9 protein-coding genes are annotated in these 18,599 nt (G+C 47.6%); 4 read left to right on the top strand and 5 right to left on the bottom strand.

Annotated features, from left to right (window positions below; translation table 11 throughout):
- Positions 1-45: 45 nt before the first annotated feature.
- From uvrA to M1P97_RS10385, 3 genes are read right to left on the bottom strand one after another with little or no spacing between them, the layout of a single operon-like run.
- Complete coding sequence (uvrA, locus tag M1P97_RS10395) at positions 46-2,886, bottom strand: excinuclease ABC subunit UvrA (protein WP_249389037.1); 2,841 nt, start codon at positions 2,884-2,886, stop codon at positions 46-48.
- Between the two features lie 20 nt (positions 2,887-2,906).
- The gene (locus M1P97_RS10390; protein WP_195375507.1) at positions 2,907-3,881 is read right to left on the bottom strand and encodes a lytic transglycosylase domain-containing protein; all 975 of its coding nucleotides are present in this window, start codon (positions 3,879-3,881) and stop codon (positions 2,907-2,909) included.
- Positions 3,859-5,208, bottom strand: coding sequence for a T9SS type B sorting domain-containing protein (locus tag M1P97_RS10385; protein ID WP_195375506.1), 1,350 nt, complete (start codon positions 5,206-5,208; stop codon positions 3,859-3,861). Before M1P97_RS10385 ends, M1P97_RS10390 begins: the two co-directional genes overlap by 23 nt.
- An 81-nt stretch (positions 5,209-5,289) precedes the next feature.
- Here M1P97_RS10385 and M1P97_RS10380 point away from each other — a divergent pair, with 81 nt between their 5' ends.
- Together M1P97_RS10380 and M1P97_RS10375 are read left to right on the top strand one after the other, a co-directional pair.
- Positions 5,290-7,089 carry a LysM peptidoglycan-binding domain-containing protein gene (locus M1P97_RS10380; RefSeq protein ID WP_195375505.1) on the top strand — a complete coding sequence of 600 codons (1,800 nt, stop codon included), beginning with the start codon at positions 5,290-5,292 and terminating at the stop codon, positions 7,087-7,089.
- Positions 7,086-7,751, top strand: coding sequence for a porin family protein (locus M1P97_RS10375; protein WP_195375504.1), 666 nt, complete (start codon positions 7,086-7,088; stop codon positions 7,749-7,751). Before M1P97_RS10380 ends, M1P97_RS10375 begins: the two co-directional genes overlap by 4 nt.
- A 6-nt stretch (positions 7,752-7,757) precedes the next feature.
- On the opposite strand, the gene M1P97_RS10370 is transcribed toward M1P97_RS10375, so the two are convergent.
- Positions 7,758-11,684, bottom strand: a complete 3,927-nt coding sequence (locus tag M1P97_RS10370; RefSeq protein WP_249389036.1) for a hybrid sensor histidine kinase/response regulator transcription factor — start codon at positions 11,682-11,684, stop codon at positions 7,758-7,760.
- Positions 11,685-12,204: 520 nt separating this feature from the next.
- Between M1P97_RS10370 and M1P97_RS10365 the strand changes: the two genes are divergently transcribed.
- Positions 12,205-14,520: a beta-N-acetylhexosaminidase gene (locus tag M1P97_RS10365; protein WP_249389035.1), complete on the top strand. Its 2,316-nt coding sequence runs from the start codon at positions 12,205-12,207 to the stop codon at positions 14,518-14,520.
- 531 nt (positions 14,521-15,051) lie between these two features.
- The gene (locus tag M1P97_RS10360; protein WP_249389034.1) at positions 15,052-18,159 is read left to right on the top strand and encodes a glycoside hydrolase family 2 TIM barrel-domain containing protein; all 3,108 of its coding nucleotides are present in this window, start codon (positions 15,052-15,054) and stop codon (positions 18,157-18,159) included.
- Positions 18,160-18,506: 347 nt separating this feature from the next.
- Here M1P97_RS10360 and M1P97_RS10355 read toward each other — a convergent pair.
- Positions 18,507-18,599: IS3 family transposase (locus tag M1P97_RS10355; protein ID WP_249388746.1), on the bottom strand; the 93-nt coding region annotated here is incomplete at its 5' end.

The following is an 18,599-nucleotide window of genomic DNA, read 5'->3' as shown; positions in this document are numbered from 1 at the left end:
CAAACCGGGATAGGCATGTCAGATTCCCAGCTTGCCTGTGCCAGGTTATCGTTTCAACTCCTCTTTCAGGAACGGAGCCGTATAACTCTTGTTTTTCTTCTTGATCATTTCCTCGGGAGTGCCGGTGAATAAGACCTGGCCGCCTTTGCGTCCGCCTTCGGGGCCCATGTCGATCAGGTAGTCGGCACATTTGATCACGTCGAGGTTATGCTCGATCACAATGATGGTGTTGCCTTTTTCCACCAGCTTGTTCAGGACACCCAACAGGACACGGATATCTTCGAAATGAAGACCGGTAGTCGGTTCGTCCAATACATATAAGGTATTGCCGGTATCCTTCTTGGCCAGTTCGGTAGCCAGTTTCACACGCTGGCTTTCCCCTCCGGATAAGGTAGTGGATGGCTGGCCCAGTTTGATATACCCCAATCCCACATCCTGCAGGACTTTTATCTTGGAGAGGATGGTCGGGATATTCTCGAAGAACTCCACAGCCATATTGATCGTCATATCCAACACATCGGCTATGGATTTACCGCGGAAACGGACTTCAAGCGTTTCACGGTTATAACGCTTGCCATGACAGTCTTCGCAAGGTACCAATACATCCGGCAGGAAGTTCATTTCGATGGTCTTGTAGCCGTTACCCTTGCAGGTTTCGCAGCGTCCGCCGGATACATTAAACGAAAAACGGCCGGGTTTGTACCCCCTTACCTTCGACTCGGGAAGATCGACAAAAAGGTTACGGATATCGGAAAAGACACCGGTATAAGTAGCCGGATTGCTCCGCGGCGAACGGCCGATAGGCGACTGGTCGACATTGACGATCTTATCTACGTTATCGATACCTTCGATCGATTTGTAAGGCAACGGATCTTCCAGCGAACGATAGAAATGCTGGCTCAGGATCGGTTGCAAGGTACGGTTGATCAAGGTCGATTTTCCACTACCGGATACACCGGTCACACAGATCAGTGTTCCGAGCGGGAAGGTTACGTTTACATTCTTCAGGTTGTTTCCGCCGGCTCCTTTTATCGTAATAAACTTGCCGTTTCCCGGACGGCGTTCGGCGGGAATGGCGATCTCCGTTTCCCCATTCAGGTAAGCCGAAGTAAGCGTACCTGCTTTCAGCATATCCTGGGGCGTTCCTTCGTAAACGACTTCGCCTCCCAGGCGACCGGCTTTCGGTCCCATGTCGACCACATAGTCGGCATTCAGCATCATATCTTTATCGTGTTCCACAACAACGACCGAGTTGCCGGTATCACGAAGTTCTTTCAGTGAATTGATCAGACGCACATTATCCCGCTGATGCAGGCCGATACTCGGTTCATCCAGGATATAGAGTACGTTGACCAGTTGGCTACCGATCTGGGTTGCCAGACGGATACGTTGGCTCTCCCCACCGGAAAGGCTTGCCGATGCACGGTTGAGGGAGAGGTAATCCAGTCCCACATCCAACAGGAATTTCAAACGCGAACGGATCTCTTTCAATATCTCTGTGGCGATCTGTATCTGTTTCTGGTCGAGTTTTTCTTCCACTCCGTCGAGCCATTCGTAAAGCTCGGCAATATCCATAGCGGACAGTTCCGCGATATTCTTTCCGGCAATCCGGTAATGCAAGGCTTCTTTATTCAGGCGCTGACCGTTACATTCGGGACAGGTGGTCATTTTGATAAACTGTCCGGCCCATTTCTGGGCAGAGGCGGAAGCTTCGCTGTCCTGCTGCATCAGGATATATTTGGCAACCCCTTCATAAGACAGGAAATAGTTGGAAGCACCCAGCGACTCATTCTTGATTTGCAGGCGTTCGTCCGTACCGTTCATGATCTCATCCATCGCCTCTTCCGGGACATCCTTGATCGGGGTTTTGATAGTTACCCCATGCTTTTCGCACAAGGCCTCGATCTGCCAGAATATCAATGAATTTTTATATTTTCCGAGAGCAACTATACCACCATTATAGATACTCAGAGAAGGATCAGGCACGATCTTTTCCATATCCAGCAGGTTGACCTGCCCCAGTCCCTTACACTTCGGACAAGCTCCCTGGGGGGAGTTGAAAGAGAAGTTGTGGGGAGCCGGTTCGCTGTAAGATAATCCCGTTGCAGGGTCCATCAACTGGCGGCTGTAATGGCGCACTTCGTCCGTATCGGCATCGAGGATCAATACAAGTCCATCCCCCTGCTTCATGGCAATACGCAGGCTTTCCTTCAACCGGCGTTCGTCGGAAGGGGAAACGACCATTTTATCGATCACCACTTCGATACTGTGCATCTTATAACGATCGAGTTTCATCCCGTGGAAGATCTCTTTCAGTTCACCGTCTACGCGAACATTCAGATAGCCTTTCTTACGGACCTGCTCGAACAGTTCCTTATAATGTCCCTTACGGTTACGTACCAACGGGGCTAATAGATAAGTTTTCTTTCCGCTATAATGCTCCAGAATCAGTTCGAGTATCTTTTCCTCTGTATATTTAACCATCTTCTCACCGCTCAGGTACGAGAAAGCCTCTCCCGCACGGGCATAAAGCAGACGGAAAAAGTCGTACACCTCGGTAGTCGTACCGACTGTCGAGCGGGGATTCTTGTTGGTCGTTTTCTGTTCGATGGAGATAACCGGACTCAGTCCCGTGATCTTATCTACATCCGGACGTTCCATATTCCCGAGGAAATTACGGGCATAGGCGGAGAATGTCTCCACATAACGGCGTTGTCCTTCCGCAAAGATCGTGTCGAAAGCCAGCGACGACTTCCCGCTACCGCTCATCCCTGTGATGACAGTGAGTTTGTTACGGGGTATCTCTACATCTATATTCTTTAGATTGTGAACACGGGCGCCTAAAACGGAAATACGTCCGCCCTCCAATGCATTCTTATCGTTCATACTTTTTTACTGTCGGCGTTTTATCTTACCACCCAACCCGAATGATGGACATAGGTGTTGGGAGTTTTGTAATACATCTCGTTTTGTTTGGGGATCTGAAGCGTATAGGTCTTACCCAGAGTCTGCAACTTGCGGTCGCGCAACCAGGGGTTGAAACGTTTCAGGTCTGCATAAGTGATCCCGTTCTTCTGTGCAAATTCAGACAAGTCCTGGATATCGGCCGACACCGTTACATCTTCACATTCAATCGGCTTATACAGGTCTTCGGCACGAAGCACGAAACCGTATTTATAGGGGTTCTCAAATATCTGTTTGATAGCCATGATACGGTAAACGTAACGGCTTGTTTCTTCTACCAGCCAGAGGTCGAACGTACTGTCGGCCGTCTGCTTGGTCAGTTCACCGGAGATACGTCCCATACCGGCATTGTAGGAGGCGGCTACATTGGGCCAGTTCCCATATTTGGCATAGGCGGACTTCAGGTATTTACAGGCTGCCTCGGTTGCTTTGGCTACATGACAACGTTCATCGACCGTGGGCGTGACCGTCAGGCCATATTGCTTACCCGTTCCTTCCAGGAACTGCCACATTCCGACTGCACGCGCAGGGGAAGAGACACGGGGGTCGAGGTGACTTTCTATCACTGCCAGGTATTTAAAGTCGTCAGGGATACCGTTCGCCTTCAATATCGGTTCGATAACCGGGAAGTAACGGTTGGCACGCTTGATCAACAGCATGGTAGTAGAATGGAAATAGGTAAAACTACTCAACTCGCGATCGAACCCTTCACGCATATTGTAGCGGGTCAGGTCTATCGGTTCTCCACAAAAATCCAAAGACGCAGGGACATCCGGTGAAGCCGTCATCGCCATAACGACAGGCTTTCCCTCCAATACTTTTTCCGAATCACTAGAACTGATCGACAGGCAGGCCGTCAGGCAAAGCAAGCCACCTGCCAAAAAACTAAATATACTATTCCTCGATAATTTCATCATCTATTCTCTTTGATCTAAGAATGTTAATTGAACCTTTTTTCTTTATTCGCTTACCGTCCGAGCCGGTTGCCTCTATCACATAAAAATAAACACCGGGAGCCACATACTTCCCCCCTTTCTTACCATCCCAACCTTGCGACGGGTCTGTCCAATGATAGATCTCTGCCCCCCACCGATTGAATATCCAGCATTTGAAACTGTTAAGGGAGCGGTAGGCTACCCTGAACTCGTCGTTTATACCGGGAGTCGTTCCGGGAGAGAATGCATTAGGGACTTCGAGATAGGTGTCTGAGATATTTATTGTAACCTCAGGCAGAATATCCGTACATTGCAACGTTCGGTCTGATACCTCTAAAGAAACAATATAGGTACCATTCCGGTTGAAGGTATAATTGATTTCTTCTCTATTTCCGTTCTGCTCCAATAGCTTTGTATTCTCCGTACCCTCATTCTTCTGGAAGATTGACCACTTGAATACAGCAGCTACAGGAATATTGGCTATTGCTGTAAAATTAAACTCGACAGGAGCCGACAAACTATCTCCTTTCACTACCATGTTAGGGATATCGCTTGCATAGGACAAGGTATCTATTTTCATAGTAGCCTTTACTGCTACGGCTTGATAGACATCGGAGGTTATAGTTTTCCCCACCCCGAAATGACGGGCAAACAAATCTCCTGACAACGTCACATCCGTATCACAGAAAGGAGGACCTATTTTGTCTTTAAACGGATCATTGATAGTTTCTGTTACTGTTTTCGTAACCATCATCGAACTATTCTCTTCATAATCCATCGTTTGATAAGTAACTTCAAACTCTCGCTCCAACGTTCCGGGAACACCTTTCGGACGACTATATTTTATATCTTTTACTTCTCCGGAAGTGGCCAAATACATACCATCACAATTGCTCTTTTCTGTATCCACATGAAAACTGGAGATATCAAAAGCATATTTACTATAATCAATAATCCATACATATTTAGCAGTAGCAATATTATCATTCTCCATAACATAATATCCATACCCTTCTTCGATATTACGAACCACAGTGGTGGCACCTTCCATAAATGAAGGTATTTCTACACCGTCTCCTAATGCTTTATTTTTATACTTGTACCATTTATGATTGCCTGCAACGGGAGTATATCGTATCTCCACATTTTCCATTCCATAGACAAGATAGACTTGTAAGTCATCAACAGTTGTCGCCAGCAGAGGCGTCCCTTGCCCCCCCGTCACCGTATATTTTTGAGCATGTGCTGCAAGTACCAACAATAGAAAACAGAGTGTCCCGACCACTTTTCGTAAACAATTCCTTTGCATATATTATAACCTAATTAGCTTCCAAAATTAGTATTTTATACGGACATACACTATCTTTGCGGCAAATATTCCAATCAGCAAATGAATAAGATTAGTATATACGTATTGACATTATGCCTGAGTTTTGCCTGTATTTCTTTGCATTCACAAAACAACAGAGCACGGATTATTACTACTAACGAACTAAATGATAATATATTTTATCATACCATAGAGCGGGGACAGACCGTTTACTCCATCGCTACTATGTACGGAGTGACGGTAGATGATATTTATCGTCTGAACCCCGAAAGCCGCGAGTCGATCAAGGCGGGTGCCACTTTAAAGATCCCGCAACGGGATGCCGGTTCCGCCTCACTGGAAAAGACGGAAGAAAACTTCTTATATCATACGATCCAACCGAAGGAAACGCTTTATTCGTTGTCTATCCGGTATGCTGTACCCGGTCCGGACATCATCGAAGCTAACCCGGGGTTGTCGACTTCCACTTTTACGATCGGCAAAACCATCCGTATCCCGGCTACTCCTATCGAGTCGTTGCCTACCAAAGAGGTAAAGACCGTCACCAAGGAGATCGAATATACGATCGAGAAGAAAGAAACCATGTATCGTATCTGTCGTAAGTTCAACGTTTCGAGTGCAGAACTTATCAAACGGAACCCGAAACTGAAAGACGGTGTAAAAGCCGGCATGGTTATCAAAATACCGGTGGAGACAAAAGATGTCGTTACCGAAACCGCTCCGGTCATGCATGAAAGAGACGTGAATGCCCTGCTTACCGCTCCCAAAGAGATCAAACGGGTAAATATGATCAAGGTAGCCCTATTGTTACCGTTTATGACAAACGAGAAGACACCTTCGGCCAATACCCTGCGTTTCATCGAGTATTACGAAGGAATGTTGCTAGCAGTCGACAGTCTTCGTAACAGCGGAGGTTCGATCGAGCTATCCGTATTCGATACAGGCAGCGGTACAAAGAAACTGAAAGAGGTACTGAAAGACGATGCTTTGAAAGAAGCCAACCTGATCATTGGGGCCGTATACAACGACCAGATCGGTCCGGTTGCCGAATTTGCAGAGAAGAACAATATCAAATACGTCATTCCGTTCACATCCAAGAACGACGACGTATTATCCAATGCTAACATATTCCAAGTAAATACCCCTCACTCCTACCTGTATGCCAAAGCATCACAGGCCGGATGCGACTTGTTTGCCAACGACAATGTGATCCTGTTGAAAGTTCCCGGAACGGAAGAGAAAACAGATTTCATCAAAGCCTTCAAAGCTGAAATGAAACAACGGAATATCCCCTGGCGCGAACTGACTTACTCGGCTGAAACATTCCCGACCGATATGGAAGCCCTGTTGAGCAAGGAAAAACGAAGCGTTATCGTCCCCACTTCCGGCACACTGGAAGCGCTGAACAAATTCAAATCGCCCCTGCGCATGCTTTCCGAGACAAAGCCGGAATACAACATCACCATGTTCGGTTATCCGGAATGGCAGACTTATACACGCGAGTGCCTCGACGATTTCTTTGCATTGAATACCTATATATATAGTAACTTCTATGCAGACAATCTCGCACCCGAAGTATCGGACTTCTATTCGAAATACAAGACCTGGTACAGCAAGAGCCTGATCAACTACTTCCCTAAATACGGAATATTAGGCTTCGATACCGGTATGTTCTTCTTCGATGCCATCCGCAAATACGGTTCCAACTTCGAGAACAACCTGGGTAACATCCGCTACAAAGGAATACAGACCTGCTTCGACTTCGAACGGGTTAATAACTGGGGAGGTTTTATCAACACCAACATATTTATCGTTCACTACCAGAACGACTACAATGTAACACGCAGTGAAGTAAGATGATCAGAAAGATTATAATCCTATCCTCTTTGTGCCTGGCCGTTATTATCGGAAGTAAGGCACAAAGTAAATTCCCGCAGGAAGTATCTGTCGGTGCTTCGTTCGGTATGAACTTTTCGTCTGTCAGTTTCAGTCCCAAGGTGTCGACCAAGATGAAACAGGGATACAACGGTGGTCTGGTATTACGGTGGAATTCGGAAAAGAACCTGGGCTTACAGACCGAGTTGAACTTCAGCCAGCAGGGTTGGGAAGAAAAGTTTGATAACAATCCGACTTATAAATACGCTCGCACGGTCAACTACCTTGAAATCCCATTCTTCACCCATATTTATTTCGGGAGCAACCGGTTTAAGTTTTATGTCAACCTGGGGCCCAAGATAGGTTATGCCATCAGCGATAAGACCAGCACAAATCCAAATGAACCCAACCAGAACGACGGTGCCAACTACCAGCATAACCTACCTATCCAAAAGAAATTCGACTGGGGATTATGCGGAGGTCCGGGTATCGAGTTGCGTACCGGTATCGGTTATTTCCTGCTTGAAGGACGCTACTATTACGCATTAGGAGATATGTTTAACACACGTAAAAGCGACGACTTCAGCAAAGCCTCCAGCCAGGTAATCTCTGCACGTGTCATTTACCTGCTGCCTATCCGTAAATAAATAACATCAGGAGAAATGCTCCTGACGGTATTTAGACGGGGTAGTGCCATAGACCTGTTTGAATACCGTACTGAAATACCGCTGGTTGGTAAATCCGGCTTTCTCCGAAACTTCCATAATACTTAGCTCCTTATCAGCCAGCAACTCCATCACGCGGGCCATCCTGAACTTATTGATATAATCACCGATACTGACGTCCGTCAAGGCTTTCAGTTTATTATACAGCGAAGCACGGCTCATCGCCATTTGAGAGGCCACGAAGTTCACATCCAATTCCGGGTTATCCAGGTGTTCGCTTATCAACTCATTCAGCTTTTCCATAAACTTCTCGTCCGCATTACTAACGGTATCTTCTTTGGGCAAAACGATTTCTTTACTCTCTTTATACCGCAGCCTGACAGCTTCCCGGTTCTTCAACAGGTTACGGGCTATGGCCAGAAGAAATTCCAGGTCAAAAGGTTTCGGCAGATAAAAGTCCGCCCCTTCCTTATATCCCTGTACCGTGTTGGCATGGCCGGTCCGGGCAGTCAACAGTACCACCGGGATATGGCTGACTTCAAGGTTGCTTTTCAATTGCCGGCAGAACTCAAAGCCATCCATCCGGGGCATCATGACATCACTGATAACAATGTCCGGCAAATAACGTACAGCCATTTCGAAAGCCTCGGCTCCATCTTCGGCTACATACACCTGCTTGAAGTATTCTTTTAAAGAGGTCTTCAGGTAATTCCGCAGTTCCGGTTCGTCCTCCACAACGAGCACGGAGTATTTTCTGACAGAGAAGTCGACGTTGGCATCTTCTTTCTCTTCAGACGAGACAAGCAGTTCATTCAGGTAAGGTTTGGCAACGATCGAAGCGGTTGTATTATCTAAAGGCAACTCGTAAAAGAAAACAGCTCCCTTATCCGTATTATTGGCTGCACCGATACGTCCTTTATGCATTTCAACCAGCAGGCGGGCATACGACAAGCCGATTCCTGTGCCTTGCCTGCCGTGCACTCCCTGATAGAAACGGTCGAACAACCGGGAAAGGTCGACATTATTCAAGCCGATCCCCTGGTCGGAAACCGAGATTCGCACGTAATCATGTAAAAGCCGGGAAGATACGGTAATGCAGGAGTTTCCATTACTGAATTTCAATGCATTCATGACCAGGTTAGACAAGACGATCTCACATTTGGCCACATCGAAGGGGATTTCGCCTATCGAGTCGTCCAACCGGTATTCGAGGCGAATATTCTTGTACAGCAATTCGCCTTTGAAAGTATCTGCCACCTGCCGAATCCACTCGTTCAGATCGTACGATCCGATCTTAAGCGTCTCCGTCCCGGTTTCCATTTTCCGGACATCCAATACCATATTGATTATATCTTTGATACGACGGGTCTGTTTCAGGATATCCCCCAATTGCCGGGCATGGCCGGTGTTGGTGATCTCTCCCGAGTTCAACAGTCGTTTAAGCGGGGAATAGATTAAGGTAAGAGGCGTACGGAGTTCATGGTTCAGGTTAATGAGGAAGCGTATCTTCTCTTCATAAGTCCGTTGTTCGTGTTCCTTCATCGCCCAGATCATACGGGTTTCCTGCCTTTTCATCACCAGCCAGAAGATGAAGGACAGGCCTGCTAACAGAAACAAGATGCAGCAGAACAGGAACCAGTTCGTACGCCACCAGGGAGGGGTTACTTCGATGGATAACAATTTGACCGGCACACTCCAATCCCCGTTTTTCTTATTACACGACACCCAGACTTCATACTCTCCGACAGATAAAGCATGAAACGCAATCGTACGCTCAGTCGACTCTATCATCTCCTCCTGCTTTCCTTTTATATAATAACGAAATAGTTTTTTCCTCATCAGATCGTTTTCACGGATAATGATCTTTGCCATTAAGGAAGTATAGTTCCAGGGGACAAGGATCGTATTTTCATTCCGGCTTGCCAGGGAACCGGCGGAAGCCCCATTCAACGTTACATCCAGCAGGTCTATTACAGGATCAGGATTTTCGGGAAAAGGAATATTATTCTTAATATGCACCACTCCCATCACCCCGGCCATATAAATATCGCCTTTACGGGTTATCAACGGGGATTTAGATATGTATTCGTTAGCATATACGCCGTCGGATTCTCCGAACACCATTATTTTCCTATTATCCGGTATATAGGCGTACAAGCCGTTATGTGTTCCGATCCACAAGCGTCCGGCATTGTCGAATCCGAGAGAAGTGATCCCGGGAAAGCGATTACTTTCTACCGGTATCAACGTTTTGGCAAGCGGATCGTAACAGAACAAACCTACCGTGGTCCCAATCCAGAAACATCCCCGGGAATCCTTGCAGGCTGCTGCAATTATACCGGTCGAATCAGCAGACGAATAAATGGCACGCATTGTATTACTTGCATGGTCGAGCTCAAACAGATCCGTTTCGCCCCGTAAATAACTTACATTTGCTTCTCGTCCTACCACATAAAGAGACCCAACGGTCAATCCGGGATTTCTGTTTTTTACAGTCTTTAGTTTGCGGGAAGACTGCTCATACAAATAAACACTGTCTGCCAACATATAAAAACGGTTATCGTCCAGGCGCAACAGATGGACCGATTTGCCTGTCCTGAACAGCAAGTCATGCTTCCCCTTATCCATAACAGGATAAGCTTTTACCGTACCGCTGTTTTTATCGAGCAGGAACAGGCCTTCCCCGAAACCGGAATAAAGAAGCGTTGTCGCATCAAAACCAATGATGGAGACGACTTTCGACGGGTAGGTCGAAGGATAATGGTTAAATCGTCCGGTCTGAGGATCCAGACGGTTTATTCCTCCTCCGTCTGTCCCCAACCAAATTATATTTTCCTTATCTTCATACATACCGACAACCGCTTTCTCGCTCAGACCATACGCAGAATTCAATAAGACATCCCGGTGGGTTTGTATATACACCTCCTTCATCCCGATCAGGCCGCCCCTGATACTTCCTACCCAGATATTGTTATCGGGATCATTATAGAGACACCAGAAAGAATTTTCGGGCAATGAAGACGGCTTTCCCGGTATATGGTTGATTACGGTAACCGAAGCTGTTGCCGGATCGTATACGTTAATGCCTCCCCCATCCGTAGCCAGCCAAAGCTTTCCGTCCCGCTCCTTTATGTCGAGGATAATTCCATTGGATAGGTCTCCGGGGGCTGTCAAACGGCAGATCTGTTTCTTGTTACGATCGAACCCAACCAACCCTTTACCATAGGGAGACAACCACAAACAACCCGAAGAGTCTACATACAATGCTGCTATCTGATACATTGTAGTAAAAGAGGCCCGTCGCAAACTTCCGGTCCGCATATTGTATTCCCATAAACCATTCCAACGGGATGCCAGTAAAACCAGATCATTCTCTTTGTCATAAAGGCATGCTTTCTCGAAAGCGACTCGTATATTCTCCGACGAACGGACAGGCAAAGGAATAATTTCCTTATCCTTATAATCATACTTGAAAAACGTTCCCCGTCCAAAGAACAAGATACCGTCTTCAAGGGACACATAGGAAAAGACATTCAAAGTATGTCCTTCGATTGTCACCGGGATAAAATCGTCGTTTTCCCGATCATACAGTACCAGCCCGTGCTCTGTTGCCACCCATAAATTCCATAAAGAATCTTCTACCAGAAAAGTTATATCGTTGCCAGGTAGGGAGAAAGGATCTTTTTTATCATGATAGTAGCTTTTTACGCGTTCACGGTCGAAATTGTTCAACCCAAAACGGGTACCAATCCAAATCAATCCTTTATGATCCGTCAATACGCATTTCACCATAGATTCCGATAATCCTTCTCTAAGGGAAATCTGCTTGAAATAATACTCAGGGGCAGCTTCCGCAACAGTCAGGCAATAAATAATGAAAAAGAAGGAATAGATATATCTATTTATAGTTAACATCTTAAAGGTTTGTTAAGTAAGTTAATACCAGTGTTCCGTAAGAACTCATGTCGTTTTGCGATAAACAAAAGAGTATTAAAACATTAAAGAATAAACCTAAATCCAGATATACTTCACGGGTAGATTTTATACGTAAAATATCATTCGAAATGGAATTGATTTTGGGAAATGAGACTGCCTTTGTCTTTTTGTTTTATCTTCCTCTCCGGACTGACTTCTTACCGGATTATTCCTCTAGTCAGGTAAAAGATGAAATAACGGCTTGTTATAGAAAGTATAAGAAAAGAATCATTGTGTAAAAAAATCTTTTATATCTTTGTTCTAAATACAAACGACATAAGTTCTTACGGAACTCACACCCTTCAAGTAACGTCCAAAAATCAATCGTTTCTCCTTCTTCTGGACAAATATTGAACATTTTTGTACAAAACCAGACATCGGGCGACATGCATATCTCTAATTTTGTAACTACAAAATCTAATAATATGCATCGAATATGTTAACTCAAAAAATATATCAAATGACAAAAAGCAAACTACTCCTCTTTTTCTTTACCGTTTGGTTGACCACAGGTTGTACATCCCTGACTTCGCCGGAAGCAGGCATCATCCCGCAACCGGAACAGCAAACAACCGGTAAAGGCCATTTCACATTCAGCAAATCTACTACTATCGAAGTGAAGAACCAGGAACAAGAAACTGTTGCCGAATTATTGGCGGACTTATTTACCGTTTCTGCCGGATTCACCCCGACAGTCAATATCGGTTCGTCCGATACTTCCGCCTCCATTGTTTTCTCTACGGATACTGCACTGGCTGAAGAAAACTATAAACTGGAAATAACTCCCTCGCATATTTCAATTAAGGCAGCCGATGCCGCCGGATTCTTTTACGCCGTGCAATCGATCCGTCAGCTTCTTCCTCCGGCAATCGAAAGTAAAACGCCGGCAGAAGGCATTCAATGGAACATACCGGCAGTAACACTCCAGGACGGTCCCCGCTTTCCTTACCGTGGCCTGTTATTGGATGTGTCCCGCTGTTTTATCCCGAAAGAGAATGTGATCAAAATCATCGATTATATGTCGATGTTGAAGTTGAACAAGCTCCATCTGCATCTGGTGGACGACAACGGATGGCGTCTGGAGATAAAGAAATATCCCCGCCTCACCGAAGTGGGAGCCTGGCGCGTAGAACGTGAAAAGGATTTCTCCCAACGCAAAAACGCAAAAGCCGGTGAACCGACACCCGTCGGTGGTTTCTACACACAGGAAGATATGAAGGAGATCATTGCCTATGCCAGTGCACGGCAGGTAGAGATCATCCCCGAAATAGAAATGCCCGCACATACCAATTCCTCCCTGGCAGCTTTCCCCGAACTGGCATGTCCGGTAGTGAAAGACCCGATCCATGTAATCCCCGGAATGGGCGGACACGGCTCCGAAATCGTCTACTGTGCAGGCAACGACAAGGTTTTCTCTTTCCTGCAGGATGTGCTCGATGAAGTGATGGCTCTCTTCCCCTCCCGTTATATCAATCTGGGCGGCGACGAAGCATCCAAAAGATACTGGAAAATATGTCCGCTATGCCAGGCCCGTATGAAAGCGGAGGGATTTACCGACATCGAAGAGTTGCAGGGTTACTTCATGGGACGCATGGCCGGTTACGTGAAAAGTAAAGGTCGTGAAGTGATCGGATGGGATGAACTGACCAACAGCAAAATACCCGATGACGCGATCATACTGGGCTGGCAGGGACTCGGTACAGCCGGTTACAAAGCCGGACAGATGGGACACCGTTTTATCATGACACCGGCCCGCGTCTTGTACCTGATTCGCTACCAGGGACCGCAATGGTTTGAACCGCGTACCTATTTCGGTAACAACACCCTGGAAAATGTCTACAAATACGAACCGATACAACCCGAGTGGGAGCCGGAAGTAGCTAAAAAACTGATCGGCGTACAGGGTTGTATGTGGACCGAATTCTGCTCCTCGGCCGATGATGTCGAATACCTCCTCTTCCCCCGCCTGGCTGCTGTTGGCGAAATCGCCTGGTCGGGAAAAGACCGGAAAGAGTGGCCCGGATTCCTGAAACGGTTGGATATATTGACACAACATTATGACTACCTGGGTGTGAACTATGCTCGCTCGATGTTCAACCTCGACCATCTGGTGACCGGCAGTAACGACACCCTGAAGGTTGCCCTCACCTGCATCCGCCCGGATATGGAAGTACGCTATACCACAGACGGAAGCGAACCGCAGGCCACCTCCACGCTCTACCAGGATTCACTGATCGCGACTGGCGATCTGACTATCAAGGCTGCCACTTTTATGAACGGTGAACAGAAAGGGAAAACGCTCACCCTTCCGCTCCACTGGAACAAGGCCACAGCCCGTCCCGTAACGAACGGTAACGAACAGAGCTACCGTCTGACAAACGGCCTGAGAGGCAGCGACAAACAGTCCGACTTCGAGTGGAGCGGCTGGTACGGCAAAAATGCCTCCTTCACGCTCGACCTGGGAAAAACAGACTCGTTCGACAAAGTAACGATCGGTTGTATGACGAACTACGGTATGGGAGCCCATCTGCCCAAACAGATTGCCCTCTCCGTTTCAGACGACAACCAAACGTTCAGCCGGATAGCCGAACGCAGCTTCACACCGGAACAGATCTTTCGTGAAGGTATCCGCATCGAAGACCAGCTCTTCGACAACCTGAAGGCTTCCGGCCGTTACCTGAAAGTCGACCTCCAGAACCCCGGCAAATGCCCCGAAGGCCATACACGGCCCGGACAGGATACCTGGGTTTATATAGATGAAGTAATTATTAAATAATTGGGGAGAAATGAAGATGATTAGCAAAAGGTGAACCTACTTTTGGCTTGATCCAAAAGTAGCCAAAAGATCAAGGCTGCACCTGGTTCGCTACTCCGCATCCTACGTTCGCTGTCGCCTCCGAACTCGCTTCGCTCAAACAGCGGATGCTCCGGGCGCTCTCTACGGCTGCTGCGCTTTACGCTCGCCAGCTGAGGCCTTTCATAGGAAGCGGAGCTTCCTCTTAGGATGGCCGATACTGTCAGTTAAAGTCGAAAACACCTGTTGTATTATAAAGGTGTCGGTATCGGCCATCCACAAAGAACGCTTTGCGTTCTCTGAAAGGCCTTCGGCGGGTGAGCGTCCGCGAAGGGGAAAGACGAAGCGTGAGGAGGCTGCGCTGTTTGAGCGAAGCGAGTTCGCAGACGACAGCGTAGTCTTTCACCATAGCAGCGAAGCCGGTGCAGCCTTGAACTTTTGGTTACTTTTCTTTCAAGAGAAAAGTAACATTCAATTCTGACAAATAGTGAAACAAATTAATTCTATAAATACATGAAGAAAACTCTATTATCAATCTTTGCCCTGTGCTGCCTGGGACTCACCCAGGCAGTTTCAGGCGCAACAGACAACAACCAACCTGAATGGCAAAGCCAGTACGCAATCGGTCAGAACAAACTGGCCCCTCATGCCTACGTCTGGCCTTTCGAGAACGAGAAAGCTCTCTCCGAACGCAATCACGAGTCGTCCCCCTGGTATCAGACCCTGAACGGGAAATGGAAATTCCACTGGACAAAGAACCCCGACAACCGTCCGAAGGATTTCTACAAACCCTCTTTCTACACCGGCGGCTGGGCCGACATCAACGTCCCCGGCAACTGGGAACGCCAGGGCTACGGCACGGCTATCTATGTGAATGAGACTTACGAATTCGACGATCCGATGTTCAACTTCAAGAAAAATCCGCCTCTCGTCCCTTATGCCGAAAACGAAGTCGGCTCTTACCGCCGCACCTTCACCATTCCGAAGACATGGGACGGCCGTCGTGTCGTTCTCTGTTGCGAAGGCGTTATCTCCTTCTACTATATATGGGTCAATGGAGAAAAGATTGGCTATAACCAAGGTTCGAAAACACCCGCCGAATGGGATATCACCGACCTGCTGCAACCGGGTGAAAACACCGTCGCACTGGAAGTATACCGCTGGAGTTCCGGCTCCTATCTGGAATGCCAGGACATGTGGCGATTGAGCGGTATCGAACGAAGCGTCTACCTCTACAGCACGCCTAAACAATATATTGCCGATTACAAAGTAATCTCCACCCTCGACAAGGACACCTATAAAAACGGTATCTTCAATCTCGATATTCAGATTGCAGGCAAAGCCGATCCCGGCTCCCGCATCACTTATCAACTGAAAGACGCCGATGGCAAAACGGTCCTGAAAGAAGAAGCCGACATCCCTGCCGGAGAAAATAACCGCATCGCTTTCAAAGAAGCGACCCTCCCCGGAGTCACCCCCTGGAGCGCGGAACACCCCAACCTCTACACCCTCGTCCTCTCGCTGAAAGATGCCGGTGGAAAAGAAACGGAACTGACCGGATGCCGGGTAGGTTTCCGTACCTCCGAGATCAAAGACGGCCGCTTCTGCGTAAACGGCGTACCGACATTGGTCAAAGGAACCAACCGCCACGAACATTCGCAGCTGGGCCGTACGGTCAGTCGCGAACTGATGCTGAAAGATATCAGCCTGATGAAACAGCATAATATCAACACCGTCCGCAACTCCCACTACCCCACCGATCCGCTGTGGTACGACCTCTGCGACGAATACGGCTTGTATATGATCGATGAAGCCAATATCGAATCGCACGGTATGGGATACGGTCCCGAGTCGCTGGCAAAAGACAGTACCTGGCTGCCGGCACACATGGATCGTACGCAACGCATGTACGAACGTTCCAAAAACCACCCCTGCATCGTGATCTGGTCGCTCGGTAACGAAGCCGGCAACGGTATCAACTTCGAACGTACATACGACTGGTTGAAATCGGTCGAAAAGACACGCCCCGTCCAGTACGAACGTGCCGAACAGAACTACAATACCGACATCTACTGCCGCATGTACCGCAGCGTAGACGTTATCAAGGAATATCTGAACCAGAAAGAACCGAAAATCTACCGTCCTTTCATCCTCTGCGAATACGTACACGCAATGGGTAACAGCGTAGGCGGCCTGAAAGAATACTGGGACGTATTCGAAAACGAACCGATGGCACAAGGCGGCTGTGTATGGGATTGGGTGGACCAGTCGTTCCGCGAAATCGACAAGGATGGCAACTGGTACTGGTCGTACGGTGGCGATTACGGCCCCAAAGGTATCCCCAGCTTCGACAACTTCTGTACGAATGGCCTGGTAAATGCCGACCGCGAACCGCATCCGCATCTGAACGAAGTGAAAAAAGTCTACCAGTATATCAAAACAAAACTGACGGACGAACGCAACCTGACCCTTTCCGTCAAAAACTGGTACGACTTCAGCAACCTGAACGAATATACCCTCCACTGGCAACTGATAACCGACAACGGCCAGATCATACGCCAGGGAACGGAAACCGTCGACTGTCTCCCGCACGAAACAGCCACGCTCACACTGGGTAAAACCTCCCTGCCGAAAAACTGCAAAGAGGTATTCCTCAACCTGAGCTGGACCCCCAAACAGGCACGTCCGTTCATCCCCTCTACCTACGAGGTAGCTTACGACCAGTTCGTCCTGACAGCCAACAAAAACTACCAGCCGGACTACACGGCATTTCAGGCTTCTGCCCTGAAACAGAACGACAACACATTCAGCAACAATCGTGTAAATATCTCCTTCTCACCGGAAACAGGTGCGATGACCTCTTACAAGCTCGACGGAAAAGAACTGTTTTCAACCCCGATGACGATCAGCCTCTACCGTCCGATCACCGACAACGACAACCGCGACCGTAACGGTGCACGTCTGTGGAAAGCGGCCGGACTGGACAAGCTCACCCAGCAGGCAACTGCTTTCCGCACAGGAAAGAACAGCGTGCAGGCTACGGTAGCACTACTGAATGACAAAGGTGAGACAGTAGCGACAGCCACGCAGCACTATAGACTTACCCCCGATGGCACAGTAAAGGTAGCAACCTCTTTCGCTCCGGATACCGCTATCGTCAAATCGCTGGCACGTATCGGACTTACGTTTGAAATGCCTGCCGAATACGCACAGGTATCCTACCTGGGACGTACCGGTGAAACCTACGTCGACCGTATCCAAAGCGGCCGTATAGCCATCGATCATACGGATGCCGAACGGATGTTCCACCAGTACGTCAAACCGCAGTCGACCGGAAACCGCACGGATATGCGTTGGGCGGAGATCAGCAACGGGGCAGGCAACGGACTGTACGTCACGGCATCACGCCCCTGGCAGTTCAGTATCGTTCCTTTTACCGACAATAACATTGACGCTTCCACCCATATCAACCAACTGAAAAGAAGCGGAACCGTGACCGTCCATCTGGATGCCGTACAGGCCGGTGTCGGTACAGCTACCTGCGGTCCGGGTGTATTGCCGCAGTATCTGGTTCCGGTAGAAGAGACAACGTTCGAGTTTGTTATTCGGCCGATGAAATAAGGGAAGAAATGAACTATTTATAGTATTTATTTAAGCGACAGATAGTAACTGATTCCCCTCTTGAGAGGGGAAAGGTTACTATTGTCACTGACTTCTTCATCTCACGACGCTGACCTCTTCATCTCGAAGAGCAAACTTCTTCATCTCACGCAACAGACTTCTTCAAGTGTCGAAAGATACTTCTTCATGTTCCGATGCAAACTTCTTCAAGTGTCGGAACTTACTTCTTTAAGTTTCGGAAATTATTTCTTCAAGTGTCGGAATTGATTTCTTATCCTTAAATATAAGGCATAAAAAATCCCCTCCGGAAATGTGAAGTGACCCCGAAAAGTTGGACAAGTTATCTACTATATATTTTGATAAAGAGTTCGGTACTGCACCGGACTCTTTCCATTTAATCTGATTTTAATTCTTTTATTGTTATAATAGTCTATATATTC

Origin of the sequence: Parabacteroides leei, assembly GCF_023369805.1 — a bacterium.
In the GTDB taxonomy this organism is placed as follows: Bacteria; Bacteroidota; Bacteroidia; order Bacteroidales; family Tannerellaceae; genus Parabacteroides; species Parabacteroides leei.
Note: the sequence above shows the minus strand (reverse complement) of the source record. Positions and strands in the feature narration are given on the sequence as shown.

Bases quoted from the DNA above. Each gene is read 5' to 3' on its own strand.
- M1P97_RS10385 (WP_195375506.1), bottom strand. From the start codon at position 5,208: ATGCAAAGGAATTGTTTACGAAAAGTGGTCGGGACACTCTGTTTTCTA.
- M1P97_RS10365 (WP_249389035.1), top strand. From the start codon at position 12,205: ATGACAAAAAGCAAACTACTCCTCTTTTTCTTTACCGTTTGGTTGACC.
- M1P97_RS10380 (WP_195375505.1), top strand. From the start codon at position 5,290: ATGAATAAGATTAGTATATACGTATTGACATTATGCCTGAGTTTTGCC.
- uvrA (WP_249389037.1), bottom strand. From the start codon at position 2,886: ATGAACGATAAGAATGCATTGGAGGGCGGACGTATTTCCGTTTTAGGC.
- M1P97_RS10390 (WP_195375507.1), bottom strand. From the start codon at position 3,881: ATGATGAAATTATCGAGGAATAGTATATTTAGTTTTTTGGCAGGTGGC.
- M1P97_RS10370 (WP_249389036.1), bottom strand. From the start codon at position 11,684: ATGTTAACTATAAATAGATATATCTATTCCTTCTTTTTCATTATTTAT.
- M1P97_RS10375 (WP_195375504.1), top strand. From the start codon at position 7,086: ATGATCAGAAAGATTATAATCCTATCCTCTTTGTGCCTGGCCGTTATT.
- M1P97_RS10360 (WP_249389034.1), top strand. From the start codon at position 15,052: ATGAAGAAAACTCTATTATCAATCTTTGCCCTGTGCTGCCTGGGACTC.